The sequence below is a fragment of the Azospirillum brasilense genome (assembly GCF_005222205.1).
GTDB lineage: Bacteria > Pseudomonadota > Alphaproteobacteria > Azospirillales > Azospirillaceae > Azospirillum > Azospirillum brasilense_G.
The window spans coordinates 378,024-404,283 of record NZ_CP032346.1; the positions used below are offsets into that span (position 1 = coordinate 378,024).

General features: G+C 69.1%; 24 protein-coding genes. 15 read left to right on the plus strand and 9 right to left on the minus strand.

Annotation, left to right across the window (positions count from 1 at the left end):
* Positions 1–3 precede the first annotated feature (3 nt).
* Positions 4–813, plus strand: a complete 810-nt coding sequence (locus tag D3869_RS15795; RefSeq protein ID WP_137140942.1) for a lysozyme inhibitor LprI family protein — start codon at positions 4–6, stop codon at positions 811–813.
* Positions 814–829: 16 nt separating this feature from the next.
* On the opposite strand, the gene D3869_RS15800 is transcribed toward D3869_RS15795, so the two are convergent.
* Positions 830–1,768 carry an aldose 1-epimerase gene (locus D3869_RS15800; protein WP_175426506.1) on the minus strand — a complete coding sequence of 313 codons (939 nt, stop codon included), beginning with the start codon at positions 1,766–1,768 and terminating at the stop codon, positions 830–832.
* 279 nt (positions 1,769–2,047) lie between these two features.
* Here D3869_RS15800 and D3869_RS15805 point away from each other — a divergent pair, with 279 nt between their 5' ends.
* On the plus strand, positions 2,048–4,708 hold the full coding sequence (locus D3869_RS15805) for a serine/threonine-protein kinase (protein WP_137140944.1): 2,661 nt from the start codon (positions 2,048–2,050) through the stop codon (positions 4,706–4,708).
* Between the two features lie 100 nt (positions 4,709–4,808).
* Here the strand turns inward: D3869_RS15805 and D3869_RS15810 are convergent, their stop codons facing one another.
* Positions 4,809–5,336: a peptidylprolyl isomerase gene (locus tag D3869_RS15810; RefSeq protein ID WP_247895873.1), complete on the minus strand. Its 528-nt coding sequence runs from the start codon at positions 5,334–5,336 to the stop codon at positions 4,809–4,811.
* Between the two features lie 300 nt (positions 5,337–5,636).
* On the opposite strand from D3869_RS15810, the gene D3869_RS15815 reads away from it, so the two are divergent.
* From D3869_RS15815 to D3869_RS15840, 6 genes are all read left to right on the plus strand, one after another.
* Positions 5,637–7,040: a YdbH domain-containing protein gene (locus D3869_RS15815; RefSeq protein ID WP_247895874.1), complete on the plus strand. Its 1,404-nt coding sequence runs from the start codon at positions 5,637–5,639 to the stop codon at positions 7,038–7,040.
* Positions 7,037–7,303, plus strand: coding sequence for a YnbE family lipoprotein (locus D3869_RS15820; protein WP_137140947.1), 267 nt, complete (start codon positions 7,037–7,039; stop codon positions 7,301–7,303). The genes D3869_RS15815 and D3869_RS15820 overlap by 4 nt, the downstream gene beginning before the upstream one ends.
* Positions 7,300–7,635 (plus strand): YdbL family protein, encoded by a 336-nt coding sequence (locus D3869_RS15825; protein WP_137140948.1) that lies wholly within the window; start codon positions 7,300–7,302, stop codon positions 7,633–7,635. The genes D3869_RS15820 and D3869_RS15825 overlap by 4 nt, the downstream gene beginning before the upstream one ends.
* 13 nt (positions 7,636–7,648) lie before the next feature.
* A complete protein-coding gene (locus tag D3869_RS15830) occupies positions 7,649–9,661 on the plus strand; it encodes a tetratricopeptide repeat protein (RefSeq protein WP_137140949.1) in 2,013 nt (670 codons plus the stop codon).
* Between the two features lie 192 nt (positions 9,662–9,853).
* On the plus strand, positions 9,854–10,213 hold the full coding sequence (locus tag D3869_RS15835) for an IS630 transposase-related protein (protein WP_137140950.1): 360 nt from the start codon (positions 9,854–9,856) through the stop codon (positions 10,211–10,213).
* A 20-nt stretch (positions 10,214–10,233) separates the two neighbouring features.
* Positions 10,234–10,818, plus strand: a complete 585-nt coding sequence (locus D3869_RS15840) for an IS630 family transposase (protein ID WP_247895652.1) — start codon at positions 10,234–10,236, stop codon at positions 10,816–10,818.
* A gap of 13 nt (positions 10,819–10,831) precedes the next feature.
* Here the strand turns inward: D3869_RS15840 and D3869_RS15845 are convergent, their stop codons facing one another.
* From D3869_RS15845 to D3869_RS15860, 4 genes are all read right to left on the minus strand, one after another.
* On the minus strand, positions 10,832–11,557 hold the full coding sequence (locus D3869_RS15845) for a hypothetical protein (protein ID WP_137140951.1): 726 nt from the start codon (positions 11,555–11,557) through the stop codon (positions 10,832–10,834).
* A 96-nt stretch (positions 11,558–11,653) separates the two neighbouring features.
* A complete protein-coding gene (locus tag D3869_RS15850) occupies positions 11,654–14,062 on the minus strand; it encodes an LPS-assembly protein LptD (protein WP_137140952.1) in 2,409 nt (802 codons plus the stop codon).
* 172 nt (positions 14,063–14,234) lie between these two features.
* Positions 14,235–14,477 carry an Lrp/AsnC ligand binding domain-containing protein gene (locus D3869_RS15855; RefSeq protein ID WP_014198771.1) on the minus strand — a complete coding sequence of 81 codons (243 nt, stop codon included), beginning with the start codon at positions 14,475–14,477 and terminating at the stop codon, positions 14,235–14,237.
* 5 nt (positions 14,478–14,482) lie between these two features.
* On the minus strand, positions 14,483–16,045 hold the full coding sequence (locus D3869_RS15860; RefSeq protein WP_137140953.1) for a DEAD/DEAH box helicase: 1,563 nt from the start codon (positions 16,043–16,045) through the stop codon (positions 14,483–14,485).
* Between the two features lie 277 nt (positions 16,046–16,322).
* Here D3869_RS15860 and D3869_RS15865 point away from each other — a divergent pair, with 277 nt between their 5' ends.
* Both D3869_RS15865 and D3869_RS15870 read left to right on the plus strand, forming a co-directional pair.
* A complete protein-coding gene (locus D3869_RS15865; protein WP_137140954.1) occupies positions 16,323–16,865 on the plus strand; it encodes a hydrolase in 543 nt (180 codons plus the stop codon).
* 50 nt (positions 16,866–16,915) lie between these two features.
* Positions 16,916–17,620, plus strand: coding sequence for an alpha/beta fold hydrolase (locus D3869_RS15870; protein ID WP_137140955.1), 705 nt, complete (start codon positions 16,916–16,918; stop codon positions 17,618–17,620).
* 15 nt (positions 17,621–17,635) lie between these two features.
* Here the strand turns inward: D3869_RS15870 and D3869_RS15875 are convergent, their stop codons facing one another.
* The 3 genes from D3869_RS15875 to parE all read right to left on the minus strand — a co-directional run bounded on the left by D3869_RS15875 (position 17,636) and on the right by parE (position 21,093).
* On the minus strand, positions 17,636–18,193 hold the full coding sequence (locus D3869_RS15875) for a hypothetical protein (RefSeq protein ID WP_137140956.1): 558 nt from the start codon (positions 18,191–18,193) through the stop codon (positions 17,636–17,638).
* 91 nt (positions 18,194–18,284) lie between these two features.
* Entirely contained in the window at positions 18,285–19,049 is a 765-nt protein-coding gene (locus D3869_RS15880) for a hypothetical protein (protein WP_137140957.1), read from the minus strand.
* Positions 19,050–19,104: 55 nt separating this feature from the next.
* A complete protein-coding gene (gene parE, locus D3869_RS15885) occupies positions 19,105–21,093 on the minus strand; it encodes a DNA topoisomerase IV subunit B (RefSeq protein WP_137140958.1) in 1,989 nt (662 codons plus the stop codon).
* Between the two features lie 122 nt (positions 21,094–21,215).
* Here parE and D3869_RS15890 point away from each other — a divergent pair, with 122 nt between their 5' ends.
* The 5 genes from D3869_RS15890 to D3869_RS15910 all read left to right on the plus strand — a co-directional run bounded on the left by D3869_RS15890 (position 21,216) and on the right by D3869_RS15910 (position 26,248).
* Positions 21,216–21,647 carry an acyl-CoA thioesterase gene (locus D3869_RS15890; protein ID WP_372712361.1) on the plus strand — a complete coding sequence of 144 codons (432 nt, stop codon included), beginning with the start codon at positions 21,216–21,218 and terminating at the stop codon, positions 21,645–21,647.
* Between the two features lie 164 nt (positions 21,648–21,811).
* Entirely contained in the window at positions 21,812–22,183 is a 372-nt protein-coding gene (locus D3869_RS15895) for an FtsB family cell division protein (protein WP_014198780.1), read from the plus strand.
* A 212-nt stretch (positions 22,184–22,395) separates the two neighbouring features.
* Positions 22,396–23,412, plus strand: coding sequence for a pyruvate dehydrogenase (acetyl-transferring) E1 component subunit alpha (gene pdhA, locus D3869_RS15900; RefSeq protein WP_014198781.1), 1,017 nt, complete (start codon positions 22,396–22,398; stop codon positions 23,410–23,412).
* 78 nt (positions 23,413–23,490) lie between these two features.
* A complete protein-coding gene (locus D3869_RS15905) occupies positions 23,491–24,888 on the plus strand; it encodes a pyruvate dehydrogenase complex E1 component subunit beta (RefSeq protein WP_137140959.1) in 1,398 nt (465 codons plus the stop codon).
* A 13-nt stretch (positions 24,889–24,901) separates the two neighbouring features.
* Positions 24,902–26,248 (plus strand): pyruvate dehydrogenase complex dihydrolipoamide acetyltransferase, encoded by a 1,347-nt coding sequence (locus D3869_RS15910; RefSeq protein WP_137140960.1) that lies wholly within the window; start codon positions 24,902–24,904, stop codon positions 26,246–26,248.
* The last annotated feature ends 12 nt before the right edge of the window (positions 26,249–26,260 follow it).

Consider the following 26,260-nt stretch of genomic DNA (forward strand, 5'->3'; position numbering starts at 1 on the left):
GCGATGCGGGCAGCGATTCTTCTGGCGGGCATGCTGATGGCCGGAACGGCCATGGCGGCGGACACCAGCGGGGAGGCTGCCAAGCCCGCGGAGTGCGCCGGCGAAACGCCGGTTGCGTTGCTGCTCTGCAGGGACGCGGCCCTCGCCGGCGCCGGCGACAAGCTCGATTCGGCGCTGCGGGCGCTGTCCGACGAGGCCGGGAAGGCCGGGGAGGAGGCGGTCGCCGCCGGCCAGCGCGCGTGGGTCCAACGGCGGGACGCCGCCTGTCCGGTGGCGGAGGCCGATCTGGCCGACCCTAAGAAGGGCAAGGACCGCGCCTCCTGTCTGGCGCGCCAGATCGCCGAGCGCACCAAGGCGCTGGAGACCGAACTGGCCGCCCGCCGCGCCCCGGTGGCCGACGAGCCGCTGACCATTTCGGCCGCAGCCCCGCAGCGGCCGGCTCCGGCCAGCCTGCCGGGAACGGCGAGACCGGGCGCGGCGAAGCGCGCGGCTGACCTGCCGGCCCTCACCGGCCGCTGGGCCAAGGCCGATCCGGCCACCCGCACGCCGATCGACGATTGCCGGACCTCCTACCTGGAGATCACCAGCGACGGCGGCTTCAGCCTGCACGACCCGCGCATCGCGGCCTTCCCGTTGGAGGGCCCCCTGGCGCCCGGCGAGGGCGATCTGGCGGACGGTCTGTCCTTCGGCGGGGAGGAAGGGTTGCCGGAAGGCGTGCTGCGCCTGGACGCCGCCGAGGCGCCGCGGCTGGACCGTCTCTTCCTGACACTGGACCCGCCGGCGTTCGGCGCCACCTTCGTCCGCTGCCGGTAACGCCGGCTTCAGGGTTTCACGGGGCGAGCGGTTCCAGGCGCAGGCGCAGGGTGCCGCTCAGCTCCCCGCCCGGTTCGAGACGGCGCAGGCCGGTATCGGGCTCCTCCGGGCGGTTGACCGCATCGGTCATGTGGGACACCGGTTCGACACAGAGATAAGCCGCGTCCGGCGGGGCGTAGACGATGAGATGGCCGAACGGCCCCTCCGTCTCGATCGACAGCCGCCGGCCGAGAGTCGGCCAGTCCAGCGCCGCCTTGCCGTCCCAGCCGGTGAAGCCGTTGTCGAGAACGGTCCGGTCCATGACGATCCCGTCCGTGAAGGCCCAGCCGGGCGGCACGGCGGCGCGCTCCACCGGAAGGATGGTCGGGCCGTTCAGCCAGACGCCGCCGACGCGGGCGGTCAGCCGGGTGCCCGGCGGCTTCGGAAAATACGGGTGCAGCCCGATCCCGGCGGGCATCGGCGTGTCGTCCTCGTTGACGAGGGAGAGGGTCAGGCTGGCCCCGTCCTCCTCCAGCGCCACGGTTTGCGTCGCGCGGTAGCGCCAGGGCCAGGCGTCGGCAGGGTGTCGGAAAACCATGCGCACGGCCGATTCGGTGGCCTCCTCGACCGTCCAGGCGGCGCGCCAGCCATGGCCGTGGATGACGTGCGGGTTGCCGTCTCCGTCGAGAGGAAGCCGCACCCGGCGCCCGTCGAAAGTGAACTCCCCCCCGGCGATGCGGTTGGAAAAGGGCACCAGCGGAAAGCAGCCCATGTCGATGGCCGAGCCGTGGTGCAGCGCCCAGTCGGAGGCCGGGCGAAGCAGGTCGATCGTGCCGGTCGCGCCGCGCCAGGCGAGGCGGGACACGACGCCGCCGCGCCCTGGGCACAGCGTGCACTCCAGAGAACCGTTCGCAGCGCTGCGATTCAATGTGAGGGTGTGGGCGCCGATTCCCTGGTCCAACTCGACCTGCTGCATCCGGACCTCCTGCCGGCGGTGGTTGGGCGCCGGTATCGTCCGGGTATCGCACAGCCCGCAGGGGAAGGGAAGGGCGGTGCTGCGCGCAAAAGTGTGTCGTGAACCAAGCCCGATGGGCCCTTGCCACACCTTTGCGCTAGCGGTCCGGATCGCCGCGCAACCGGAGCGTTCGGCCATTTTGCCCCCCGTATACCGGCTGTTTACCGGATCGCCCTGATGATGGCAGACCGTCCACGCCATCCGCTGCCGTGCCGAATCCGCCAAAGGCCGCCCGTGTCAATGCCAGCCTCCAGGACGCCCGCTTCCGCAGGGGCACCCGGCCCCGTCGGCACGCTCGACGAGGCGGCGCTGTGCCACACGCTCGCCGATCATCATGGGGGGCCGGCGCGGATGGTCATCGGCATCGTCCTGCGTCCGCATCTCGACGGCCTTGTGCTGACCCCGACGGAGTTGATCCACAACAGCCGGCATCTGAAGGCGCTTCAGCTCAAGACCACGCTGATGGACTCCGCCCTGGGGCGGGTCGCGACGGTGCAGGCCCGCCTTCCCGGTCAGGAGGCCAAGGCCCGCCGCCGCGCGCTGGACAGCGCGGTTGCCGAAACCACGGCGAAGGCGCGCGCCGCCCAGACCGCCTTCGCCGGGCAGACGCGGGGGCGTGCTCTCATCGACTCGATCCTGCGCGCCGCGCCGGGAAAGTCGCCGACCGGCGACGCCGGGTTCGACCTGCGGGCGGCGCTCTCCATGGAACTGGAGGAGTGCCGGACCTGGACGTCGAAGCTCGACGCGTTGATTCAGCTCTTCCCGGCGGAGCGGCAGGATGCGCTGTCCGTGGCTCTGGATGAGCTGATCGGTGATGTGCTGGCCTCGCCCGCCGCCACGCAGGAGCTGTTCGGGAACACACCGGCCGGCGGGGCGCCGCTGGTGACGCTGTGCAACCTTCTGTTCGGGCGTGTGCCGATGGACGCGTTCGGGCCGAACCGGCTGGGCGTCCTCAATGGCCTGTTCCGCCAGGGCCGCCTCCCCGCCGCCCGCGGCATGGTGCTGGACCGCATCCGGCGCCAGCTCCGCGCGCCGCAAGCGCTTGGACGCGGCACGGCGGAACAGGAGTCGGACCTGCTGCGCACGGTGATGGGGCATCTGCTGTCCCCGGCTGGGCTGACCGGTGGAGGAGCGATGGCCGACGCCCTGACGGTCCGCTACTCCCGCCGGTTGGAGCAGGGCGGGGCGAGCGCCTACCGGCGTTCCATCGTCGGGCTCAGCGAAACGCAGGCGGACCTGATCTGCCGGATCCATTATCTGACCGCGGTTTCCGCGGTGCCCGCCGCGGAGCGGCACAGGGGCGAGATCGTGGACGCTCTGGACGCCGCGCTCAAGAACGAGCTGCTGGTGGAGAACATGGTGCTCCAGACTCCCGACACGGCGCTGGTCCGGCAGGCCCTGGCCGGCGCCGTGGAGGCCATTCGGGGGGCTGCCCTGCCGGACCAGGACCGGGAGCGGATCGCCGCCCGCGCGGCCTCGGTGGTCGACGAGTTCGTCCGCCGGGGCCGGCTCGTCCAGCGGCTGCGCCAGATCGAACCGCTGCCGCGCCGCCGCATCATCCGACTGGCGGAACTGGCCTGCTGCGGTCTGGTCGGTGATGACGGGGCGCTTTCGGTCCTGCGCCAGCACATCCTGGAAACGGTCCGCCAGCCGCAATTCCAGGCCGAGCTGGCCGCGGCCCAGGGCGACGACATCGCCCAGGCGGAGGTCCGGCGCCTCTATGAATTGCTGGACCGGCTGAGCCAGATGCCGCTGCCTTCGGCCAAGCCGTCGCCGGCTCCTCAGTCGCTTGCCGTCCAGTCGGGACCAGGCTCCGCCTTCGAGCCCTGTGGGGCAACGGCGCTGCCGACCGTCGTCGCGCCGCTGGTCCGCGGCCTCGCTCCTCCGGCCGGTGCCGCCGCGCTGACGGTGGAGTTGCCGGTGACCGCGGCCGCGTCGGGCCTGTGCCCGGCCTGCTTCGGGCCAAAGGCTCCGCGCGAGACCTGCCGGGATTGCGGATATCCGGTCCGCGGCCAGAACCGGGCCGGCATCCATCTGCTCCCAGGCACGCGGCTGCTGGGGCGCTATCTCGTCGGCCGGGTCCTGGGGCAGGGGGGATTCGGAGCCACCTATCTCGGCTGGGACGAGCGGCTTCAGATCAAGGTGGCGGTGAAGGAGTTCTATCCGGCCAATCTGGTGTCCCGCGCCGCAGGATCGCCGGGAGTCGTTCCCTTCTCCGACGAGCACGCGCGGGGCTTTGCCGCCGGGCTGGCGAAGTTCCTGGAGGAGGCGCGGATGCTCGCCCGCCTGCGCGAGGTGAAGGAGATCGTCAGCGTTCAGGATTTCTTCGAGGAGAACGAGACCGCCTATCTCGTCATGGAGTTGCTCGACGGACGGACCCTGAAGCGGCATGTCGCCGATAGCGGCGGCCGGCTCGTGGCGCGGCAGACGCTGACCCTGCTGTCGCCGATCATCAAGGCGCTGCACGCCGTGCACGAACAGGGACTGATCCACCGCGACATCAGCCCGGACAACATTTTCCTTACCAGCTCCGGCGAGCGCAAGCTGCTGGATTTCGGCGCGGCGCGCCACGCCGCGGGCAAGAGCGCCGACCTGACGGTGATCCTGAAGCCGGGCTACGCGCCGCCGGAACAGTACGCGCCGGATGGGAAGCAGGGGCCTTGGACGGACGTCTACGCGCTGTGCGCCACCGTCTACTACGCGCTGACCGGAAAGACCCCGCCCGACGCCACCAGCCGCTTCATGAACGATCGGGTGCCCCGTCTGGCCGAGGGTGGCGCCACGGTGCCGCCGGGGTTCGAGAAGGTGCTGCTGAGTGGCCTGTCCATGCGCTGGCAGGATCGGCCCCGCAGCATGCGGGATCTCCTGGTGGCGCTGACCGCGGCGATGAACGGGCCGTGACGGCCCCAACCGGTTTGGCAGGAAACGGGGCGGCGCGCGGTTTCACCGCCCCAATCGCCTGAACGGGACCGCCGCGGTCGGCGATCCCGAACCGCCGCCGTTACTTGGCGTCGGCGGCAACCTGCATCTTGACGATCTTGTCCGGGTCGCTGACCTGCCCGTTGCGGGACTGGCTGCCCTTCTTGATCTTGTCGACGAATTCCATGCCTTCGACGACCTTGCCCCAGACGGTGTACTGCTTGTCCAGGAACGGGGCCGGGGCGAAGCAGATGAAGAACTGGCTGTCGGCGCTGTCCGGGTCCGGCGTGCGGGCCATAGACAGCGTGCCGCGGACATGCGGCTCGCCGCTGAACTCGGCCTTCAGCTTCTTGCCGGAGCCGCCGGTGCCGGTGCCGGTCGGGTCGCCGGTCTGGGCCATGAAGCCGTCGATCACACGGTGGAAGACGACGCCGTTGTAGAAGCCCTGGCGGGTCAGTTCCTTGATGCGGGCGACATGGGTCGGTGCCAGGTCGGGCCGCAGTTCGATGACCACGCGGCCGTCCTTGAGGTCGAGATAGAGGGTGTTTTCCGGATCCAAGGCCTTGGCCTCCCCCTGAGCGAAGATGAAAGTGGCGAACAGTGCCGCCATGAGAATGCGCGTCCACCGCAACATGCGAAACACTCCGATGTGCCGATTCCGCGGACGCGACCATAGGGGAAACCGACGCGGATGCAAAGACGCCCTGCGGGGCTGCCTTCATCGGCGGATGTCCGACCCTTGGCGCACCGCCGGCCAACCGTTGTCGCAGCTCTGCACGGTCGCGCCGCGCCCGCGATGGACGATAGACTGCCCTTCGGGTGTTCATACCCGAAAGAGACCGATGGCCAATTCGACGGCGAGGGGCAGGGCGTGCGGCAGCAAAGCTTGCGGTGGTTGAGGCGATGTCTGGTGCTGGTCAAGCTGGCGCTGATCGGCGGGGCGGCCGCCCTGTTCGTCGAGCACCGGACCGATCTGGCCGGCACCGCCGCCACCCAGGCGCTGCGCCGCGCCGGATTTCCGGACGCCGTCGTGACGGTGACCGATCTGTCGGTGGAGCGGACCCGCGCCCTGGTCCGGCTGGACCGTCAGGGGACGGTCGGGGGAACCCTCATCGTCCGTCACCCTCTGGACGCGCTTCGGGAGGGGCGAATCGAGCGCCTCGACCTTGCCGATGTCCGCCTGAGGCTGGACGTGGCCAAGGACGGCAGCCTGCGCATCGCCGGCTACCCGGTGACCGGTTCGGCAGGGACGGCGGGCAGCGGCGACGCGGCGGGCCAGGACACCGTCGCGATTCCCATCGACACCCTCCAGCTCGGCGACGCCGCGGTGACCCTGGCGACACCGCGGGGCACCGCCAACGGGACGCTGCGCCTGACCATGACCCGCGACGGCGCGCTGCACCGCGGGCAGGCGACCCTGACCGCCCCGGCCACGGGTCTGTCGGTCCTGACCCATTGGACGGGCGCCGGCACGATCGCCGAGACGGTGGGCACCCTGACCGCCAAGGCGCGCCTCACCTGGGACGGGGCGGCGCTGAAGGCCCAGGGCGACCTTCTGCTCGCCGACCTCGCCGGGCAATTCGGACCGGTGTCGGCCAGCGGCATCAACGGGGTTCTGTCGCTGCCCAGCCTGTTCCCGCCGGTGATCGCGCCCGGCCAGACGCTGGCGGTGAAGCTGCTCGACGTCGGGTTGCCGCTGACCGACGGGACCCTCCGCTTCGGTTACGGGACGAAGGGCCGGCTGAGCGTGGAGCGCGCCGAATGGCATTGGGCCGGCGGGGTGCTGCGGGCCGACCCCTTCGCCATCGACCCGGTGGCGCCGCGGGGGACGGTCACTTTGCGGGCGGAACGCGTTCATCTCGGCCCGATGCTGGCGATGGTCGCGGTGGACGGGCTGGAGGCGAGCGGAACGGTCAGCGGGCGCCTGCCGGTGCGCATCGGCGCCAATTCCGTCGATCTGGACGGCGGGCTGCTGGAGGCCGATGGTCCCGGCACACTGCGTTACGACCCCGAGAACCCGCCGGGCTTCCTGAAGGGGGAGGAGGGAAGCCCGACGGCGCTCCTGATGGGGGCGCTGACCGACTTCCGCTACGACACGCTGAGCGCCACCGTCGAAGGGCAGGCCGGCGGCGAGCTGGCGGTCGGAATCGCCATCCGCGGATCCAACCCGGCATTCTACGATGGCTATCCGGTCGCGCTTAACCTTAAGGTGAGCGGCGCGCTCGACCGGATCCTGCGGCAGAGCCTGGACACCTACCGCATACCCGAGACGGTGCGCGACCGCATGACGGAGTTCCAACGAAAGAATCCATGAGACACACGGTTCGAAGCCGGCGCGTCCTGACCGCCGCACTGATCGCCGGGTTGGGGGCCGGAATGGGCGCCTGCACCCCGACCGTCAAGGTCGAGGCGCCCGACAAGCCCATCGAGATCAACCTGAACATCCGGATCGAGCAGGAAGTCCGGGTGAAGGTCGAACGCGACCTGGAAAAGGCCATCGCGGACGATCCGGCCCTGTTCGGCCTGCCGCCGGCCCAGGACGGCTCGGGCGGTGCGAAGGGAGGGAAAAAGCCATGAAGCGCATGCTTGCCGCCGCCGGGCTGGTCCTGGCGCTTGCCCTGTCGGGTCCCGCCCCGGCGCCGGCCCAGGATGCCCTGGGCGCCGCCAAGGCCGCCGGGCAGATCGGCGAACGTCCGGATGGGCTGGTCGGGGCGGTCCCGGGCGCGCCGGCCGCCGCGGCCCAACTCGCCGAGCAGGTCAACGCCCAGCGCATCGCCCGCTACCGCGAGATCGCCGGAAGCAACGGCACCTCGGTGGATCAGGTCCAGGCCCTGGCCGGAAAGCAGCTGATCGAGCGGACCCCCGCCGGCCAGTATGTGCTGTCGGGCGGGCGCTGGGTCCGCAAGTAAGCCGCCAAGGGGCATGATCGCCGACCTCCGCACGCGGATCGGGGAGTGCCGCAAGGCGCTGGCCGCCGCGCCGGGCGAGTCCGGAGCGCTAGCCGGGCTGTTCGACGCGCTCGACGCGCTGGGCGAGCCCGGAACCCCGGAGGAGGCGGTGGCCCGCTCCGCCTTCGGCGAGGCGTTGCGGCGGCAGGGTCGGGCGGCCGAGGCCGAGGCGCACCATCGCGCCGCCCTGTCCTGGCTGCCGGATTTCGGCGGCAACCATTTCAATCTGGGCCTGACTCTCCAGGCGCTGGGCCGCACCGCGGAGGCGGCCGACGCCTATGGCGAGGCCGCGCGGCTGATGCCGCGCTTCGCCCCGGCCCCCTGCAACCAGGGCGTCCTGCTCCGCGCGCTCGGCCGCTGCGCGGCGGCGGAGACGGCGTTGCGCCGGGCCGTGGCGCTCGATCCCACGCTGGTTCCCGGCTGGCTCAACCTCGGCGCGGTGGTCCAGGAACGGGGGCAGGCGGAGGCCGCCGCCACCTGTTATCGCAACGCCCTGGCCCTGCGTCCCGATCTGGCCGAGGCCCAGGCGAATCTCGGGCTGGTGGTGAAGGAGGCCGGACGCCTCGCGGACAGCCTGCCGGCCTTCGAGCGCGCCCTGGCGGTCGGCCTGACCGACGCGGGCGGCGTGCTCGCCCAGCTGGTTCAGCAAATGCGGCATCTCTGCCGCTGGACCGGACTGGCGGAGCGGTCCGCGCAACTGGCGGCCCTGGTGCGCGGCGGCGCGACGCGGCAGGCCCATCCCTGGATCTTCCTCGGCGAGGGGGCCGGACCGGCGGCGGAACTGGCCTGCGCCGGCCGCTACGCGGACTGGCGGACCCGCGGCATCGCCGCCATGCCGGCCCGCCGCGACACCGGACCGCGCGCCCGGCTGCGCGTCGGCTACCTGTCCGCCGACTTTCACGAGCACGCCACCGCCGCCCTCATCGCCGAACTGATCGAGCGCCACGACCGGGAGCGGGTGGAGCCCGTCGGTTACAGCTATGGGCCGGACGACGGCGGCCGGATGCGGCGCCGGCTGGCCGCCGGTTTCGACCGCCTCGTGGATCTGACCGGCTGCTCCCATGCCGATGCGGCGGCGCGCATCCGTGCGGACGGAGTCGACATCCTGGTGGACCTCAAGGGCTACACCCAGCACGCCCGGCCGGAGATCACCGCCCACCGGCCCGCCCCCGTGCAGGTGCAATGGCTGGGCTATCCGGGGACGATGGGCGCCGGTTTCATCGACTACGTGATCGGCGACCCTCTGGTGACGCCGCTCGACCAACAGCCCTTCTACACGGAGCGGATCGTTCAGCTTCCGGTCTGCTACCAGCCAAACGACCGCAACCGGCCGATCGGCCCGACCCCATCCCGCGCCGCCTGCGGCCTGCCGGAGCGGGGCATGGTCTTCTGCTGTTTCAACGCCGCCTACAAAATCACGCCGGCCGTGTTCGAGCTGTGGTGCCGTCTGTTGACCGCGGTCCCGGACAGCGTGCTGTGGCTGCTCGACAGCCACCCGGAGGCGAGCGGGAACCTGCGGCGGGAGGCGGTGCGCCGCGGCGTGGCGGCGGACCGGCTGGTCTTCGCCCCCCGGCGCCCACCGGCGGAGCATCTGGCGCGCCACCGCCTGGCCGACCTGTTCCTCGACACCACGCCGGTCGGCGCCCACACCACGGCCAGCGACGCGCTGTGGGCGGGCCTGCCGGTGCTGACGGTGCCGGGGGAAGGGTTCGCGTCCCGCGTCGGGGCAAGCCTGCTGCGCGCCGCCGGCCTGCCGGAGTTGGCCGTCCGCTCGCTTGCCGATTATGAAGCCATGGCCTTGCGGTTGGCCCGCGATCCGGACGGCCTCGCCCGGTTGAAAGCGCGGCTGTCGGCGGAACGGGACCGCGCGCCGCTGTTCGACACCGATCGTTTCGCCCGCGCCCTGGAGCGCGCCTACGCGACGATGTGGGACATCCATGCGACGGGAAAGCCGCCTCGCCCCTTTACCGTCGCTGACGAGGATTAAAGCGGATTGCAATCCGCTTTGCACCGCGACGGCGGTCCCGGCCGCACGTGCGGCCGAAGCCCGCCGGCGAGTGAGGCGATGTGAATCTAAAGCGAACGGACGTTCGCTTTAAAGCGGATTGTCGCTGAGTATAGACGGAATTTTGGCTGGCCTGAGCGGTTGGAGGAAGACACCGCTGAAGGACCGCGCGCCATGGGCCAGCCATATTCCGCCGATCTGCGCGAACGGGTTCTGCTGGCTTATGAGCGCCACGAGGGCGGCCCCGAGTTGCTGGCGCGGCGCTTCCAGATCAGCCGAGCCTGCGCGTACAACTGGGTGCGGGCCGCGCGCCTTGAGGGGCGGCGGGTCGCCAAGCCCCATGCCGGCGGCGTACCAGCCAAACTGGACGCGGAGGGCGTGAGCGTGCTGCGGGCCTTGGTGCGGGAGGATAATGACGCGACACTGGCACAGTACCGCGACCGGTTGGCCGCACGCACCGGCATCGCGCTGAGCCCGGCGGTGGTGTGCCGCACCTTGAAGCGGCTGGGGTTGGCGCGCAAAAAAAGACGCTGAGGGCCAGCGAGCAAGAGCGCATGGATATCGCCGCGGAACGCGCGGCCTACCGGGACGATGCGGTGGTCCACGAACCGGCGCGTTTGGTTTTCCTCGATGAAACCGGCATCAACACCCAGATGACGCCCACCCAGGCCCGGGCGCCGCGCGGCCAGCGGGCGCTCGGGTCCGTGCCCTGTGGGTCGTGGCACCGCGTCACGGTGCTCGGGGCGTTGAGCGCCGAAGGCATGCTGGCCGCCATGAGCATCGAGGCGTCTACCTCCTCGGCCGTGTTTCTCGCCTTTGTCGAGCAGGTGCTCTTGCCCGTGCTCCGGCGCGACAAACCCGGCGCCGTGGTCGTGATGGACAACCTTTCCGCTCACAAGCGGGCCGATATCCTCGCCGCCTTTGAGACCGCAGGGATCCGTGTCCGCTTCCTCCCGCGCTACTCGCCCGACCTGTCGCCCATCGAGCCCGGCTGGGCCAAGCTCAAAGGAATCCTGCGCGCCAAGGAAGCCCGCACCGTCGAGGCCCTCAACGAGGAACTCGGCCCAGCCCTCAATGCGATCACCGCCACCGACGCCAAAGCGTGGTTCAAGCTATGCGGCTACCCGAATCTAAACTGAGCCGAAATCCGCTTTAAGGGAAGGGACAGCGGTCGGCGGTCACCTCGACGAATGAGCGGGCGCCGGGCGCGAAGGTGAAGCGGTACTCGGTGTTGTCGATCACCACCGTCTGGTGGAGCGGCAGAACGCCCTTGGCGACCGTCTCCTTGCCGCCCATGCCGGCGATCTTGATGGTCACCGGCTGGGCCGGGTCGAACCAGCTTTCGGCGTTGCCCTGCGCGTTGCGCGAGGACTGGCCCTCGCCGCTGACCGTCACCGCGCCGTTGTTGAAGCTGGTGCTGCGGTTGCCCGACTTCAGGAGAGGGGTGGCCAGGGCGAATCGCTTGGTTTCCGCCGGCTGGCAGTTGCGCACCGCCTGGACCTGGGCGATCACGAAGGCGAGGCGGTTGGGGTCCATGCCGCCCTTCAGCCGTTCCGACACCAGGCCGGCCAGCCGCGCCAGATCGCCCGACGGCACTTCGCGCTGGAGCCGGCCTTCCAGCTCCGTTGCGCGAGCCTCCGCCGTGCGGGCGGCGTGCTGCATCTGGCTGGCGAGCAGTTCCAGCTCCGCCTTCTGGCGCGACAGGGTGGAGATCTCTTCCCGCAACGTGACGTCGCGGCCCTTCAACTGCTCGATGCCCATCTGGTAGGCGAACAGACCGACACCGAGGAGAACGGCGGCGAACAGACCGAACTTCGCGAACCCCGCCCAGAAGCGGCGGCGATAACGGCGTTCGTAGTCGTAGCGTCCCAAGGCCATGTGCAGCAAACCCGAGCGGAAGAGGAGGGTGCTATGGCTACCCAGATCGGCCGCCCGATGCAACCCCTTGACCTTGGCTGGAGACGCCGCCCCAGATCAGTTGCTGGCCCCGGACGGCCCGAGGAATCCGGCGCTGATGCCCGGCGTGCGGAACTCGCCGACATTCTTGAACACGAAGCGGAAGAAGATGGTGTTCCCTTCCTGCTCGCCGTTCTGGATGACGGTGTAGTCGCGCTGGGCGATGGTTTCGAAGATCAGGCATTCGTCCTGATAGCGGAGCACGCCTGCGCTGGAGCGCGGCCCGGCATCGGGACGGAAGGCCTGGGAATGGGACACGCCGATCGACCAGTGTTCCGAAAACTGCGACGACACCGAGATGCCTGCCTGCTCCACCTCGTTCCGTTCGACGACGTAGGGATTTTCCGTCTGGTCGACATAGGTGTAGGTGCCGGCAACGCGCAGCAGCGGCACGCCGGCCGATGCGTTGACCGAGTGTCGGCGCGGCTTCAGCGTGTCATGGTCGATGCGGAAGCCGTAATTCACATCCAGCCAGTCCGCCGGGCGGAGGTCGAGGCGGCCGACGTAATCCGACGACTTCTTGTCGAGGCCCGACCCACCGCGGAAATTCTCCGTGTCGTCGGCGCGGAAGCTCTGGCCGACGAACAGGCTGGCCGACCCGGTCTTGTAGCCCTGGAACGTCGTGCGCAGGCCGTAGGTGGCGCGCAGGCCGCCGTCCAGCCGGTCGATGCCGGTGAAGCGGTTGGGCATCAGCAGGTTGACCTCGTCGAACTCGACGTCGAGGCTGTCCTCGTTCGGGAAAGCCGGATCATTGTCCACCTTCGGCGACACGCTGACCTGCCCGATGGGCTCGATGGTCTGGAAACTGCTCTCCCCATAGCGGACGAAGGGGTAGCGGACCGTGGTCGTGGCCTGCGGGAAGAAGCGCAGGCGCTGAACACTGTCGTTGCCGCCGGTTCCGGCCGGGTCGTTCGGATCGAACCGCTGGGCGGTGTAGCCGGCCAGCAGGACGCTGCCTTCGATGGTGGTGACGAAACCCAGGTTGGAATAGATGTCCCGCTGCCAGCCGGGCTGCATGGCCAGCCGCTGGGTGTCGGGGCCGCCGCTGCCCGGCCGGGCAATCGCCAGCAGGCTGCTGTCCAGGGACCAGCGCCCGCCCAGCAGACTTCCCGGCTCACCCAACGCGTTGTAGCGCGCTTCGGGAAGGACGTAGGGCTCCTGGACCGGGTTGCCCCAGCGCAGATCCTGGAAGGCGTAGGCGTTGACCGCGGCGTAGTTGCGCCCGTTGAAGCCTTCGACGAAGGCGCGGCTGGTCAGCACCTCGTCGCGGATGTTGAAGTAGCGGCGCAGATACAGCTCGTCGCTGGCCCGCTTCAGGTTGAAGCCCCAGCGCCACGTCTCGTCGATGTCGAACAGGCCGCTGGCGAAGGCATGGCCACGCCACCGGCGGTCGTCGGCGCCCTTCAGCGTGCCGTTGGGGATCTCACCCTGCGTTCCCGACACATCGAGCTGCAGCCGTCCGTTTTCGAAGCGCTTGCGGTACTGCGCGCCCAGGAAGAGTCCCTGTTCGGAGTAGCCGCCGACGTCGAAGGTCGCATCCTGGTCCGGTGCGATGTCCCAATAGTAATGGGAGATGGCCCCGAAACCGAGATTCGAGTTGTTCCGGAAGCTGGGCGTCAGGAAGCCGGAGCGCCGGTCGACCGTCGGGTCGGGGTGGGACAGGTAGGGCGTGTAGAAGAACGGAACGCCGAACATCTCCATCACGGCGTCGCGGTAGCGGACCTCGTGATCCTCGTTGTCCTGCACCACGCGGGCGGCACGAATCTGCCAGATCGGCGCACGGGTCGGATCGGTCTGGCAGAGTTCGCAGGGGCTGTAGACGGCGCGATTCAGGCGGATCAGCCGCCCGCCGCGCCGCTCGCCCTCGGTGCCGGCCATGCGGCTGTTGTCGGTCATCAGCACGCGGACGTTCTCGACGAACGCGTCGCGCATGTCGTCGGTCAGTTCCGCGTAGTTCGAGAACAGGATGTCGCCCGAAGGCTCGACCAGACGGACGTTGCCGGAGGCGATGACCACCTTGGTCTTCTGGTTGTAAGTGATCGTGTCGGCGTGGACCGTCCGCGCGCCCTGCGACAGCTCGACGTTGCCCGACGCCGTCACGAGGCTGTTCGCCTCGTCGAAGGTGACCGTGTCCGCTCCCAGAAGGACCGGGGGGTCCTGCGGCCTTCCGTTGGACGGGCCCGGCGTTGGAACCACCACTTCGAGCCGTCCGCCCTGGTCCGCCCCGGCGGGCGGCGCGGCGTCCGCCTGCGCTGCCGGAGGGGGGGGCTGCTGCGCATCGGCCAGATCGGCCAGGACGACGCCGCAGGCGGCCATCAGGGCGACGATGCCGGATCGCAGGACCAGCGACCGGCGGTCCAACGGGCGGTGCATCTTCGGGCTGGTGGCGCGGGCGCGCCGGGCATGTCGGGACGGGAGCTGGGACATGCGGAACGTTTGAGGTAACCAACCGGCCAAGTCAACGGTTTCGCGGCATGTTTCGCGAATTGTCCGACGTCTGTTGCCGGCCGGGCGAGTCATGAAAAAAGGGACCGCCCGCAACCGGCGGACGGTCCCTTGTACAAGCCTTTTCCGAAGCGGTCCGACCGCCCTCCGACCCTCAGGCAAACGCCTTGTAGGCGATGAGGGTGAAGGTGTCGCGCACCCCGGTCAGGGTCTGGATGTTTTCGGTCACGAATCGGCCGATGTCCAGATCCTGGGGCAGATAACACTTCATCAGCAGATCGTACTGGCCGGAGATGGAGTGCACCTCCGACACCTGCTCGATGTCCTGAACGGCCTGATCGGCCACCTGATAGGCCTTGCCCAGCTCGCATTTGACCATGACGAAGATGGTCTGCATGGCGGTCAGCCCTCCTGCGAGGATTGCTCGGCGGGTTCGGCCGGGGCCGGGCGCCGCGCGGAGCGGAGCATGAAGGCCGGCATGTGGTCGCCGAAGCCGATCACGGGTGTGTCGTCCTCGTCCTCGTCGCGGCGGCGGCGGCGATCGCGGTCACGATCCCGACGCGGTTCCTGCCGGCGGCTCTCGGCGGCGGCCAGCGATTCGCGCGGCTGGCGCTCCTCACGGGGCTGCCGGTCCTCGCGCACCGGACGTTCGTCGCGGCTGGGCCGCTCCTCGCGCGGTTGACGATCGTCGCGGGCCTGACGCTCCTCACGGGGCGCCCGTTCCTCGCGGTCAGGGCGTTCGGCGCGCTCGCCACGCGGCGCGCGGTCGCCGCGTTCCTTGTCCTTGCCACGGCCACGGCTGCGGCCACGGCGCGCCTCGTCCTCGCTGAGGAACTCGGCCGACTCGAGGCCGTCAATGGCGATCAACGGAATCTCCCGCTTGATGAGACGGCCGATGGCCGAAACCTGCTTGCCGTCCAGCGGGCTGGCGAGCGTGAAGGCGCGTCCCGAGCGACCGGCCCGGCCGGTGCGTCCGATGCGGTGGACATAATCTTCGGCGCTGATCGGCACGTCGAAATTGAAGACGTGGCTGAGCCCCTGCACATCGAGGCCGCGCGCCGCCACGTCGGAGCAGACGAGCAGCGTGATCTCGCCCTTCTTGAAGGCCTCCAGCGTCTCCATCCGCTTCGACTGCACCATGTCGCCGTGCAGCGCGCCGGCGTTGAAGCCGTGGCTCTCCAGCGACTTCTGCAGGATGGCGACGTCGCGCTTGCGGTTGCAGAAGATGAAGGCGTTCTTGACGTCCTCGGTGCGCAGCAGGTGGCGCAGCGCCTTGCGCTTGTCCTCCTCGTGCACCAGCACCATGGCCTGGGTCACCGTCTCCGACGGGGAGGCGGGCGGGGCGACGGTCACTTCCTTCGGGTTCGACAGGAAGGCGTCGGCCAGACGGCGGATCTCCGGCGGCATGGTGGCGGAGAAGAACAGCGTCTGCCGCAGCTTGGGCAGCTTGCTGACGATCCGCTCGATGTCCGGGATGAAGCCCATGTCGAGCATCCGGTCCGCCTCGTCGATGACGAAGACCTTGATGTCGTTGAGCATGATGTTGCCGCGCTCGAACAGGTCGATCAGACGGCCCGGCGTCGCGATCAGCACGTCCACCCCGCGGTCCAGCCGCTTCACCTGCTCGGTGAAGGTCTCGCCGCCGATCAGGAGCGCCATGCTGAGCTTGTGGTGCTTGCCGTAGGTCTCGAAGCTCTCGGCGACCTGCGCCGCCAGCTCACGAGTCGGCTCCAGGATGAGCGACCGGGGCATGCGCGCCCGCGCCCGGCCCGACGCCAGGATGCTGATCATCGGCAAGGTGAAGCTGGCCGTCTTCCCGGTGCCGGTTTGCGCGCAGCCGAGCACGTCGCGGCCTTGCAGGACCCAGGGAATGGCCTGTTCCTGAATTGGCGTCGGCTGGGTGTAACCCTTGTCCTCGATTGCCCGCAGGACGTCAGGTCCAAGCCCAAGTTCCGAAAAGAGCATCCAACCTGTTTCTGTCTGGAGTGCGAAAATCGTGCCGATACGGCCCGACGAGTAGATGGTGCGGCAGAATATGAAGTCAAAGGGCGCTGTCAATAGACCTTGTGATGAAATCGCGCAACGCGCCGCTCCGGATGGGCCGCTTGGCGGGCCGCGTCCGCTCGGCTAGGCTGTGAAAAGGCCGCGAAAACCGCGGAAATCCGGGGTCCGTGGCGGCTTGCAGGCCGGTTTCGGCCTTTTCCTCCGCCCGGACCGGACCAAGAAAAAAGGCACCCCTCCGATGCTACTGTCCTCCGCAAGTTCCGTCCTGGTGGTGGTCGATATCCAGGAGAAACTGATGCCGGCCATCGCCGAGTCCGCGCGGGTGGAGCGCAACGCGGCCACACTGCTGAAGGCCGCCGCCTTGCTCGGCGTGCCGGCCTTCGCCACCGAACAGTATCCCAAAGGCCTCGGCCCGACCGCCGCATCCCTGCGCGCCTTGCTGCCGCCGGACGGGGTGGTGGAGAAGATCAGCTTCTCCGCCGCGCGGGAGCCGGCCTTTTTGGAACGGCTGGACCGGCTCGGCCGCCGGCAGGTCGTTCTGGCCGGGTCGGAGGCCCATGTCTGCGTGATGCAGACGGCGCTCTCGCTGGTCGGTCTGGGGTACGAGGTGGTGCTGGTGGCGGACGCCGTGTCCTCCCGCACCCCGGCCAACGCGGAGCTTGGCATCGCCCGCATGCGCGCCGCCGGGGCGACCGTCGTGAGCACGGAGATGGTCCTGTTCGAATGGATGGAGCGCTCCGACATTCCCGCCTTCAAGGCGGTGCTGGACTTGATCCGCTGATCCGGACCGGAGAACCAGAACAACAAAGCCAGACCAGGAGAGGAAGAGTGATGAGCGACCGGATTCCCCTGATCCTGCTGCCCGGCATGCCGCTGGACGCGGCGCTGTGGGAGCACCAGACCAACCATCTGGCCGATGTGGCGGAGCCGACGGTCGGCGACCTGACCGGCCAGGACTCCATGTCGGCCCTCGCCGCCGCCGTGCTGGCGCGGGCGCCCGAGCGGTTCGCCCTTGCCGGACTGTCGATGGGCGGCTACGTCGCCTTCGAGATTTTGCGGCAGGCGCCGCAGCGCGTGGCGAAGCTCGCCCTGCTCGACACCAGCGCCCGCCCCGACACGCCGGAGCAGACGGCCACCCGCCAGGACGCCGTTCGTCTGGTGGGGCAGGGGCGGCTGCGGCAGGTGGTGGCCGCCGGCATGCCGCGCCTCGTCCATCCCGACCGCAGCGGCGAGGCCGCCTTGGTCGACTCGGTGCAGGCCCAGGCCCAGCGGGTCGGGGCGGACGGCTACATCCGGGAGCAGACCGCCATCATGAACCGTCCGGACAGCCGCCCCGGGCTGGGGGCCATCGCCTGCCCGACGCTGGTGCTGTGCGGGCGGCAGGACGCCATCACGCCCCCCGCGCTGCACGAGGAGATGGCCGAGGGCATCCCCGGCGCCCGCCTCGCCCTGATCGAGGATTGCGGTCATCTGTCGGCCATGGAACAGCCGCAGGCGGTCACCGCCCTGCTGCGCCAGTGGCTTCTCTACGCCTGAACGTCGTTCTCCGCCTCAGCAGTCAGGACCCCCGCTGCAACCGTCCAGGTCGGCGCGGCGGGCGGGAAAAAGGGCAAAGGTCATATCGCTGATGAGCGACCGGAAATCCGGGTCGTTCGGTCCCTGCGGACGGTCGAGCCAGCCGGTCGCCGAGGACAGCGCTCCGCCGCCCCGGCAGAAGGCGCCCTGGACCACGATGGGACCGCCGGGCGGGCTGGTGCGCAGGGGCTGGCCGCTGCACAGGTACGAGTTCAGCGTCGTCTCTGCGGGGTTGAAGGCCAGGACGACCCGGTAGTCGGGCCGCGCCGTCTGGTTCGGCGTGGTGGTGAAGTTGGTGCGCACGCCGGAGATGCGGTTCTGCATGTTGGCGGTCACCAGCGGCCCGAAGGTCTGCGGGTCCATGCCGAACGGATTGCCGTGGATCACCACGCGCAGGTCGCGGTTTGAGGCGGCGTAGGACACCTCGCTCAGCGTGTAGGCGGGGACGGGCAGGTCGGCCACCACGCGTTCGTTGGTGCAGGCCGCCGCCATCGCGCAGAGGGCGAGAACACCGGCACGGGACAGGAAGGTCATGGCTCGCCTGGGCTGCTGAGTGGTCAGGGGAAACAATCATGGGGTGCCGCTGGACCGGCGGCAAGCTCGCGTCCCCCGGAAGAGCCGCCGCTCAGCCGACCGCGTGTCCCGGCAAGGGCCAATCGGCGCGCAGCCAGTTCCGTGCGGCGCGCTCGATCAGGTCCGGATAGGTGACGATCTCCGCCGGGCCGATCAGTGGCAGGTCCATGTCCGCGACGATGCGGGTGACCGAGGCGGCGTCCAGAGGCAGGCCGAGCTGGCGGGCGCGATGGGCGATGTCCATCTCCTGGCCCCAGTAGTAGACCCGGGCGGCACCGGTGTTGTCCCGCATGCGGCGCACCTGCTCCAGCCGGTCGTCGCCGTAGAGCGGCTGCCAGATGTCGGCCATCAGGGTGTCCGCCGGCTCGTCGGACCTGTGGGCGAGAGCGTCGCCCTGGATCACCGTCACCTTGGCGGCGGCCTCGGGCGGGAGCTGGCCGAACACGTCCATGGTGGCGTTCACCGCGATCACCTCGGGATCGAGTTCCACCACGGTGACGTGCGTGACCTCGGGCCGCAGGGCGGCGTTGGCGGCGGCCCAGCCCATGCCGAGCCCCATGGCCACCGTGTACCCCGTCGCGAAACGGCAGCCGATCTCCTGACTTTCGATCTCCATCGGGGTCATCGACATCCAGGTGCGCGACGCTGGACCGTCATGGCGGATCAGCCCGGCCATATCGGTGACCAGCATCGCCTCGCTCCAATAGCCCTTGCAGATCAGCATCGGGGCGAGCAGAAGCTCCCAACGTTCCCCCTTCCACGGGCGGTAGGTCGGGCGGAACAGGTCCGTCTGGAACAGGGTGAGCGGCGTGCTCATGCGGGCGGAGTCCATGCAGTTGGTTTGTACACCAACGAGCGTAGCGCGCCGCGGCTTACACGTCGATGTCGTCGACCCGGACGAACTTCGCGTTCTCCTGGATGAACTGGAAGCGCAGCTCCGGACGGCGGCCCATCAGCTCCTCGACCCGGGTCCTGGTAGCCTTCACGTCCTCCGCCTGCTCCGGGTCGGCGCTGTTGGGCACGACGACGCGCAGCAGCGTCCGCTTGGCCGGGTCCATGGTCGTCTCGCGGAGCTGGGCTGGCATCATTTCGCCCAAGCCCTTGAACCGGCTGATCTCAACCTTCTTGCCTTTGAAGGTCTTGTTGAGGAGCTGGTCCTTGTGGGCGTCATCGCGGGCGTAGACCGACTTGGCGCCGTGGCTGATGCGGTAGAGTGGCGGCAGGGCCAGATACAGGTGCCCGTTCTGGATCAGCCCGCCCATCTCCCGGTAGAAGAAGGTCATCAGCAGCGAAGCGATGTGCGCACCGTCCACGTCGGCGTCGGTCATGATGATGACCCGCTCGTAGCGCAGCTTGTCGCTGGAGAAGTCCTTGCCCACCCCGCAGCCCAGCGCCTGGGTGAGGTCGTTCAGCTCCTGGTTCGCCTTCATCTTGTCGGAGGAGGCCGAGGCGACGTTCAGGATCTTGCCGCGCAGCGGCAGGATGGCCTGGGTCTCGCGGTTGCGCGCCTGCTTGGCGGAGCCGCCCGCCGAATCGCCCTCGACCAGGAAGATTTCCGTCCCCTCCGGCGCGTTGCGGGAGCAGTCGGCCAGCTTGCCGGGCAGGCGCAGGCGGCGGGTCGCGGACTTGCGTCCCAACTCCTTGGACTGCTTGCGCTTGGCGCGCTCCTCCGCCTTCTCGATCAGCCGTTCCAGAAGGGCCTTGGAGGAGGACGGGTCGCCGGACAGCCAGTGGTCGAAGTGATCCTTGATCGCCGCCTCGACCAGCCGGTGGGCTTCCGCCGTCACCAGCTTCTCCTTGGTCTGGCCCTGGAAATGCGGATCGCGGATGAAGACCGACAGCAGGATGCAGGCGTCGCCCATCACGTCGTCCGCGGTGACCTGGGCGGCGCGCTTGTTGTTGGTCAGCTCGCCGTAGCCCTTCAGGCCGCGGGTCAGCGCGGCGCGCAGGCCGGCCTCGTGCGTGCCGCCCTGCGGGGTGGGCACCGTGTTGCAGTAGGTGTGCGAGAAGCCCTCGTCATCCTCCGGCCAGGCGATGGCCCATTCCACGCGGCCCTGCTGGTTCGGGAAGTCCAGCGCGCCGGAGAAGGGCAGGCGGGTCAGCGTCCGGCGTTCCTTCAGGGCGGCGTTCAGGTAATCGAGCAGGCCGCCGGGGAAATGCAGCGTCTCCTGCGCCGGAGTGGTGCTGTCGGGCGACAGCAGCGACGGGTCGCAGCTCCAGCGGATCTCCACGCCCCGGTACAGGTAGGCCTTGGAGCGCGCCAGCCGGTACAGGCGGTGCGGTTCGAAATGGGCGGCCTCGCCGAAAATCTCGGGGTCGGCGTGGAAGCGGATGGTCGTGCCGCGGCGATTGGCCGCGCCCTGGCGGGTCAGCGGCCCTTGGGGCAGGCCCCGGCTGTAGTGCTGCACGTAGAGCTGGCGGTCGCGCGCCACCTCGACCGTCAGGCGGTCGGACAGGGCGTTCACCACCGACAGGCCGACGCCGTGCAGGCCGCCGGAGGTCTGGTAGACCTTGTTGGAGAATTTGCCGCCCGAATGCAGGGTGGTGAGGATGACCTCCAGCGCCGACTTGCCCGGGTACTTGGGGTGGTCGTCGATCGGGATGCCGCGCCCGTTGTCGCGCACCACCACCGTGCCGTCGGCGGTCAGCTCCAGGTCGATGCGGCTGGCGTGGCCGGCCACCGCCTCGTCCATGGCGTTGTCCAGAACCTCGGCCACCAGATGGTGCAGCGCCCGGTCGTCGGTGCCGCCGATGTACATGCCGGGGCGCCGGCGGACGGGCTCAAGCCCCTCCAGAACCTCGATATCCTGGGCGGAATAGGTCTCGGCCTTGCGCGCCGTGTTCTCGAAAAGATCGCTCATGGCCCCAGTTATAGGAATTTCGTCAGGGCTGCGCAAGCGCATGCGGTGGCTCCTATATACTCCCCGCACCATATTTTGTGATGCGCTTTTTCGACCCCAGAAGGAATGAGGGCGGAGGCACGATGAGCGACGGCACACCCACCGATCAGAACCAGGCCCAACCCGATATGGCCCACCCGGACATGGAGGGCGGCCCGGCGCTGCGCACCATCGCCATGCCGGCGGACACCAACCCCAACGGCGACATCTTCGGCGGCTGGCTGCTGTCCCAGATGGATCTGGCCGGCGGGGTCGCCGCCCTGCGCCGTGCCGGTGGGCGCGTGGCGACGGTGGGGATCGAGGCAATGACCTTCCACAAGCCGGTCTATGTCGGCGACGAGGTGAGCTGTTTCGCCCATGTCACCAAGGTGGGCCGAACCTCCATCCGCGTGCGGGTCGAGACCTGGGTGCGCCGCCAGCGCAGCGCGGGGGAGGCCATCAAGGTAACGGAGGGCGTCTTCACCTACGTCGCCATCGGCGAGGACCGCCGCCCGCGCGAGGTTCCGCCGGAGTGAAGCGCAACCCGCCTTCTTTCGAAGGTTGCGCAGTGCGTCATTCTCCTTTGGGGGTGTAAACCGCCTATTACTCGGCGGCGCAAAGAGCATAGTGCGGTGAATTCTTTCGGATTGCTTCTTTTCCGTTTGACCGAAGGAATCGCGTATGATTCCATCATACCGCCATGACCATGCTCCAGAACCTCACCGACTCGCTGAAACGCGCCGCCAAAAGCGCCCTTCGCCAGGCCATCGGGCCGGCCATCGGCTCCTGCGTCGTCGCCTACTTCGTCTATTACGCCGTCCAGGGGGACCGCGGGCTGCTCGCCATGAACCACCTGAAGGCGGAGATCGCCACGGCGGAATCCGTCCTCGATCAGGTGAAGGCCGAGCGCGAGCGAATGGACCGCCGCGCGCAACTGATGCGCAGCGACCACCTGGACCGCGACATGCTGGACGAGCGTGCGCGCACGATGTTGAACCTTTCAGGCCCCCGCGACGTCATAATCGCACTCCCTCCGGCGCAGGTCGAAGGTGATGCTAGCGCTGAGAAGTAGGTCATATCAGTGAATTAACCGAAAGCCGGTTAACGCCGAATTTCGCGTTTAAAAACAGATATTTGCGTCTCGTGCGCTTGTCGTGTACTGTGCGCCCCGCATCCGCTTCCGGTGCGAGGGGGATGCACCCTCATAAGTGGGATGTACCCTCGCAACGTGCTGCAGCCCTGGCTGTTCGCTTGCCGTCGCTGCATAAACCCTGGGGAGGAAACATGGCCGCGTCACGACGCCGTCCGAAGGCGCAGACTGACTCCGCTTCGAAGCAGGCCGCTTCGACCGAGGACCTGATCAAGTACTATCGCGAGATGCTTCTGATCCGCCGCTTCGAGGAGAAGGCGGGCCAGCTCTACGGCATGGGCCTCATCGGCGGTTTCTGCCACCTCTACATCGGCCAGGAAGCCGTTGTGGTCGGCATCCAGGCCGCGCTGAAGGACAACGACGACGTCATCACCAGCTACCGTGACCATGGCCACATGCTGGCCTGCGGCATGGACCCGAAGGGCGTGATGGCCGAGCTGACCGGCCGCCGTGGAGGCTACTCCAAGGGCAAGGGCGGCTCGATGCACATGTTCAGCCGCGAGAAGAACTTCTACGGCGGCCACGGCATCGTCGGCGCGCAGGTCCCGCTGGGCACCGGGCTCGCCTTCTCGCACAAGTACAACAAGGATGACGGCCTGTCCGCGGTCTATTGCGGCGACGGCGCCATCAACCAGGGTCAGGTTTACGAGAGCTTCAACATGGCGGCTCTGTGGAAGCTGCCGGTGCTCTACGTGATCGAGAACAACAAGTACGCCATGGGCACCTCGCAGGAGCGCGCCTCGGCGGGCGAACTGCACCAGCGCGGCGCGGCCTACGGCATTCCCGGCCATCAGGTCAACGGCATGGACGTCCTGGAGGTCCGCGAGGCCGCCGACAAGTGGGTGGAGTACATCCGCGCCGGCAACGGCCCGGTCATCCTCGAGATGAAGACCTACCGCTACCGCGGCCACTCGATGTCCGACCCGGCCAAGTACCGGACCAAGGAGGAGGTCGAGAAGATGCGGAGCGAGTCCGATCCGATCGACAACCTGAAGCGCGTCCTGCTGGAAGGCGCTTACGTGACCGAGGACCAGCTCAAAGAGATCGACCGCGAGGTCAAGGCCGTGGTGACCGAGGCTGCCGAATTCGCGCAGCAGAGCCCCGAGCCCGATCCGGCGGAGCTGTGGACGGACGTCCTGGTCGAAGCCTGACGACAACGATAAGCAGGAGCGGCGCCGAGGGCCGGAGGCTTCGCCTCCCGGTGAACCCGCGCCGCCGGAGGTTGAGGAATGCCGATCGAAGTGCTGATGCCGGCGCTGTCGCCCACCATGACCGAGGGCAAGCTGGCGAAATGGGTCAAAAAAGAAGGTGACGAGGTCAAGTCCGGCGACGTGCTCGCCGAGATCGAGACCGACAAGGCGACCATGGAGGTCGAGGCGGTCGACGAAGGCCGCATCGGCAAGATCCTGGTCGCCGAGGGCACCGAGAACGTCGCCGTGAACACCCCCATCGCCGTGATCCTCGGCGAGGGCGAGAGCGTCACCGACGCCGTGTCCGGCTCCCCGGTGCCGGCCCCGAAGGTCACCGCCGAGCCGGTGGTGAAAGAGACGGGCGAGCACGCGCCGGCCACCCTGCCGGTCGGTCCGGCCAGCGGCCCGGCCGCCGCGCCGCCGGCGTCGGACGAGGACAAGTTCTTCGACAAGACGGTCAAGAAGACCGTCCGCGAAGCGCTGCGCGACGCCATGGCCGAAGAGATGCGCCGCGACCCGACCGTCTTCCTGATGGGTGAGGAGGTCGCGCAGTACCAGGGCGCCTACAAGGTGTCGCAGGGCCTGCTCCAGGAGTTCGGCGCCGACCGCGTCATCGACACGCCGATCACCGAGATCGGCTTCGCCGGCCTCGGCGTTGGTGCTGCCTTCCGCGGCCTGCGCCCGATCGTCGAGTTCATGACCTTCAACTTCGCGATGCAGGCGATCGACCACATCGTGAACTCCGCCGCCAAAACGCTGTACATGTCCGGCGGCCAGATGGGCTGCCCGATCGTGTTCCGCGGCCCGAACGGTGCGGCCGCCCGCGTCGCCGCGCAGCACAGCCAGGACTTCACCCCCTGGTACGCCAGCGTGCCCGGCCTGAAGGTCGTCGCGCCCTACAGCGCGTCGGACTTCAAGGGCCTGATGAAGTCGGCGATCCGCGATCCGAACCCGGTCATCTTCCTCGAGAACGAGATCCTCTACGGCCAGTCCTTCGAGGTGCCGGAGAGCGAGGACTTCATCGTTCCGATCGGCCGCGCCAAGATCCGCCGCGCCGGCACGGACGTGACGATCACCGCCCATTCGCTGATGGTCAGCTACGCGCTCGCCGCCGCCGACCTGCTGGAGAAGGAGGGCATCAGCGCCGAGGTCATCGACCTGCGCACGATCCGTCCGCTCGACACCGAGACCATCGTCAACTCGGTCAAGAAGACCAACCGCCTCATCACCGTCGAGGAGGCCTGGCCGACCTGCGGCATCGGCGCCGAGCTGTCGGCCCTGATGATGGAGCAGGCCTTCGACTATCTGGACGCCCCGGTGATCCGCGTGACCGGCCTCGACGTGCCGATGCCCTACGCGGCGAACCTGGAAAAGCTCGTCCTTCCTTCGCCCGACCGCATCGCGGAAGCGGCGAAGAAGGCCTGCTACCGCAAGTAAGGAGGGCGAGCGAATGACCATCCAGATTCTCATGCCCGCCCTCTCTCCGACCATGACCGAGGGCAACCTCGCCAAGTGGCTGAAGAAGGAAGGCGACGCGGTGAAGTCCGGCGACGTGATCGCCGAGATCGAAACCGACAAGGCCACCATGGAAGTCGAGGCGGCCGACGAAGGCCGTCTCGGCAAGATCCTCGTGCAGGCCGGCACGCAGGGCGTCGCGGTGAACACCCCGATCGCCGTGCTGCTGGAAGAGGGCGAGGACGACAGCGCGCTCGCCAAGGCCGCCGCTCCCGCCCCGGCGGCGGCGCCCGCCGCGGCTCCGGCCCCGGCCCAGACCCAGGCGGCGGCCGCTCCGGCGGCTGCCCCGGCTCCGCAGGCCGCGGCCGCTCCGGCTCCCGCCGCCCAGGGCGGTGGCCGCGTGTTCGCCAGCCCGCTGGCCCGCCGTCTGGCCGAGCAGGCCGGCCTCGACCTGAAGGCCGTCAAGGGCACCGGCCCGAACGGCCGAATCGTCAAGGCCGACATCGAGGCCGCGAAGGCCGGCGGCACCGCCAAGGCCGCCGCTCCGCAGGCCGCCGCCCCGGCTCCCGCCGCGGCCCCGGCGGCTGCTCCGGCCGCCGCCGCTCCGGCCCCGAAGGCCGCGGGCATCGACGCCAAGGACCTGTCGGACAAGCTGGGCATGCGCTACAAGGCGCAGCCGAACAGCTCCATGCGCAAGACGATCTCCCGTCGTCTGACCGAGGTGCAGCAGACGGTGCCGGATTACTTCCTGGCCATCGACTGCGAGCTGGACGCGCTGCTGAAGGTCCGCGCCGACCTGAACGCCCGCTCCAAGGACTACAAGCTGTCGGTCAACGACTTCATCATCCGCGCCGCCGCGCTGACGCTGAAGAAGTTCCCGAACATCAACGCCGCCTGGTCGGAGGAGGCCATCCTCCGTTACGACCACGTCGACATCTCGGTCGCCGTGGCCACCCCGACCGGCCTGATCACGCCCATCGTCAAGAAGGCGGAGACCAAGGGGCTGGCCGAGATCTCCAACGAGATGAAGGGTCTGGCGGAGCGCGCCCGCGACGGCAAGCTGAAGCCGGAGGAGTACCAGGGCGGCACCTTCTCGATCTCCAACCTCGGCATGTACGGCATCCGGGAGTTCGCGGCGATCATCAACCCGCCGCAGGCCTGCATCATGGCGGTCGGCGCCGGCGAGCAGCGTCCGGTCGTGAAGAACGGCGCGCTCGCCATCGCCACCGTGATGACCGTCTCGGTCACCGTGGACCACCGCGTCGCCGACGGCGCGCAGGGTGCGGAATTCCTCGCGGCTTTCAAGAAGCTGATCGAGGACCCGCTGAGCATGCTGCTGTAAGGGGGCGCGGAC

Excerpts from the sequence above, each read along its gene's own strand:
- D3869_RS15860 (WP_137140953.1), bottom strand. The coding sequence starts at position 16,045 with ATGCTCTTTTCGGAACTTGGGCTTGGACCTGACGTCCTGCGGGCAATC.
- D3869_RS15875 (WP_137140956.1), bottom strand. The coding sequence starts at position 18,193 with ATGACCTTCCTGTCCCGTGCCGGTGTTCTCGCCCTCTGCGCGATGGCG.
- D3869_RS15810 (WP_247895873.1), bottom strand. The coding sequence starts at position 5,336 with ATGGCGGCACTGTTCGCCACTTTCATCTTCGCTCAGGGGGAGGCCAAG.
- D3869_RS15805 (WP_137140944.1), top strand. The coding sequence starts at position 2,048 with ATGCCAGCCTCCAGGACGCCCGCTTCCGCAGGGGCACCCGGCCCCGTC.
- D3869_RS15855 (WP_014198771.1), bottom strand. The coding sequence starts at position 14,477 with ATGCAGACCATCTTCGTCATGGTCAAATGCGAGCTGGGCAAGGCCTAT.
- D3869_RS15910 (WP_137140960.1), top strand. The coding sequence starts at position 24,902 with ATGACCATCCAGATTCTCATGCCCGCCCTCTCTCCGACCATGACCGAG.
- D3869_RS15870 (WP_137140955.1), top strand. The coding sequence starts at position 16,916 with ATGAGCGACCGGATTCCCCTGATCCTGCTGCCCGGCATGCCGCTGGAC.
- D3869_RS15800 (WP_175426506.1), bottom strand. The coding sequence starts at position 1,768 with ATGCAGCAGGTCGAGTTGGACCAGGGAATCGGCGCCCACACCCTCACA.
- parE (WP_137140958.1), bottom strand. The coding sequence starts at position 21,093 with ATGAGCGATCTTTTCGAGAACACGGCGCGCAAGGCCGAGACCTATTCC.
- D3869_RS15840 (WP_247895652.1), top strand. The coding sequence starts at position 10,234 with ATGGATATCGCCGCGGAACGCGCGGCCTACCGGGACGATGCGGTGGTC.
- D3869_RS15820 (WP_137140947.1), top strand. The coding sequence starts at position 7,037 with ATGAGACACACGGTTCGAAGCCGGCGCGTCCTGACCGCCGCACTGATC.
- D3869_RS15880 (WP_137140957.1), bottom strand. The coding sequence starts at position 19,049 with ATGAGCACGCCGCTCACCCTGTTCCAGACGGACCTGTTCCGCCCGACC.
- D3869_RS15890 (WP_372712361.1), top strand. The coding sequence starts at position 21,216 with ATGAGCGACGGCACACCCACCGATCAGAACCAGGCCCAACCCGATATG.
- D3869_RS15795 (WP_137140942.1), top strand. The coding sequence starts at position 4 with ATGCGGGCAGCGATTCTTCTGGCGGGCATGCTGATGGCCGGAACGGCC.
- pdhA (WP_014198781.1), top strand. The coding sequence starts at position 22,396 with ATGGCCGCGTCACGACGCCGTCCGAAGGCGCAGACTGACTCCGCTTCG.
- D3869_RS15865 (WP_137140954.1), top strand. The coding sequence starts at position 16,323 with ATGCTACTGTCCTCCGCAAGTTCCGTCCTGGTGGTGGTCGATATCCAG.
- D3869_RS15830 (WP_137140949.1), top strand. The coding sequence starts at position 7,649 with ATGATCGCCGACCTCCGCACGCGGATCGGGGAGTGCCGCAAGGCGCTG.
- D3869_RS15825 (WP_137140948.1), top strand. The coding sequence starts at position 7,300 with ATGAAGCGCATGCTTGCCGCCGCCGGGCTGGTCCTGGCGCTTGCCCTG.
- D3869_RS15845 (WP_137140951.1), bottom strand. The coding sequence starts at position 11,557 with ATGGCCTTGGGACGCTACGACTACGAACGCCGTTATCGCCGCCGCTTC.
- D3869_RS15895 (WP_014198780.1), top strand. The coding sequence starts at position 21,812 with ATGACCATGCTCCAGAACCTCACCGACTCGCTGAAACGCGCCGCCAAA.
- D3869_RS15835 (WP_137140950.1), top strand. The coding sequence starts at position 9,854 with ATGGGCCAGCCATATTCCGCCGATCTGCGCGAACGGGTTCTGCTGGCT.
- D3869_RS15905 (WP_137140959.1), top strand. The coding sequence starts at position 23,491 with ATGCCGATCGAAGTGCTGATGCCGGCGCTGTCGCCCACCATGACCGAG.
- D3869_RS15850 (WP_137140952.1), bottom strand. The coding sequence starts at position 14,062 with ATGTCCCAGCTCCCGTCCCGACATGCCCGGCGCGCCCGCGCCACCAGC.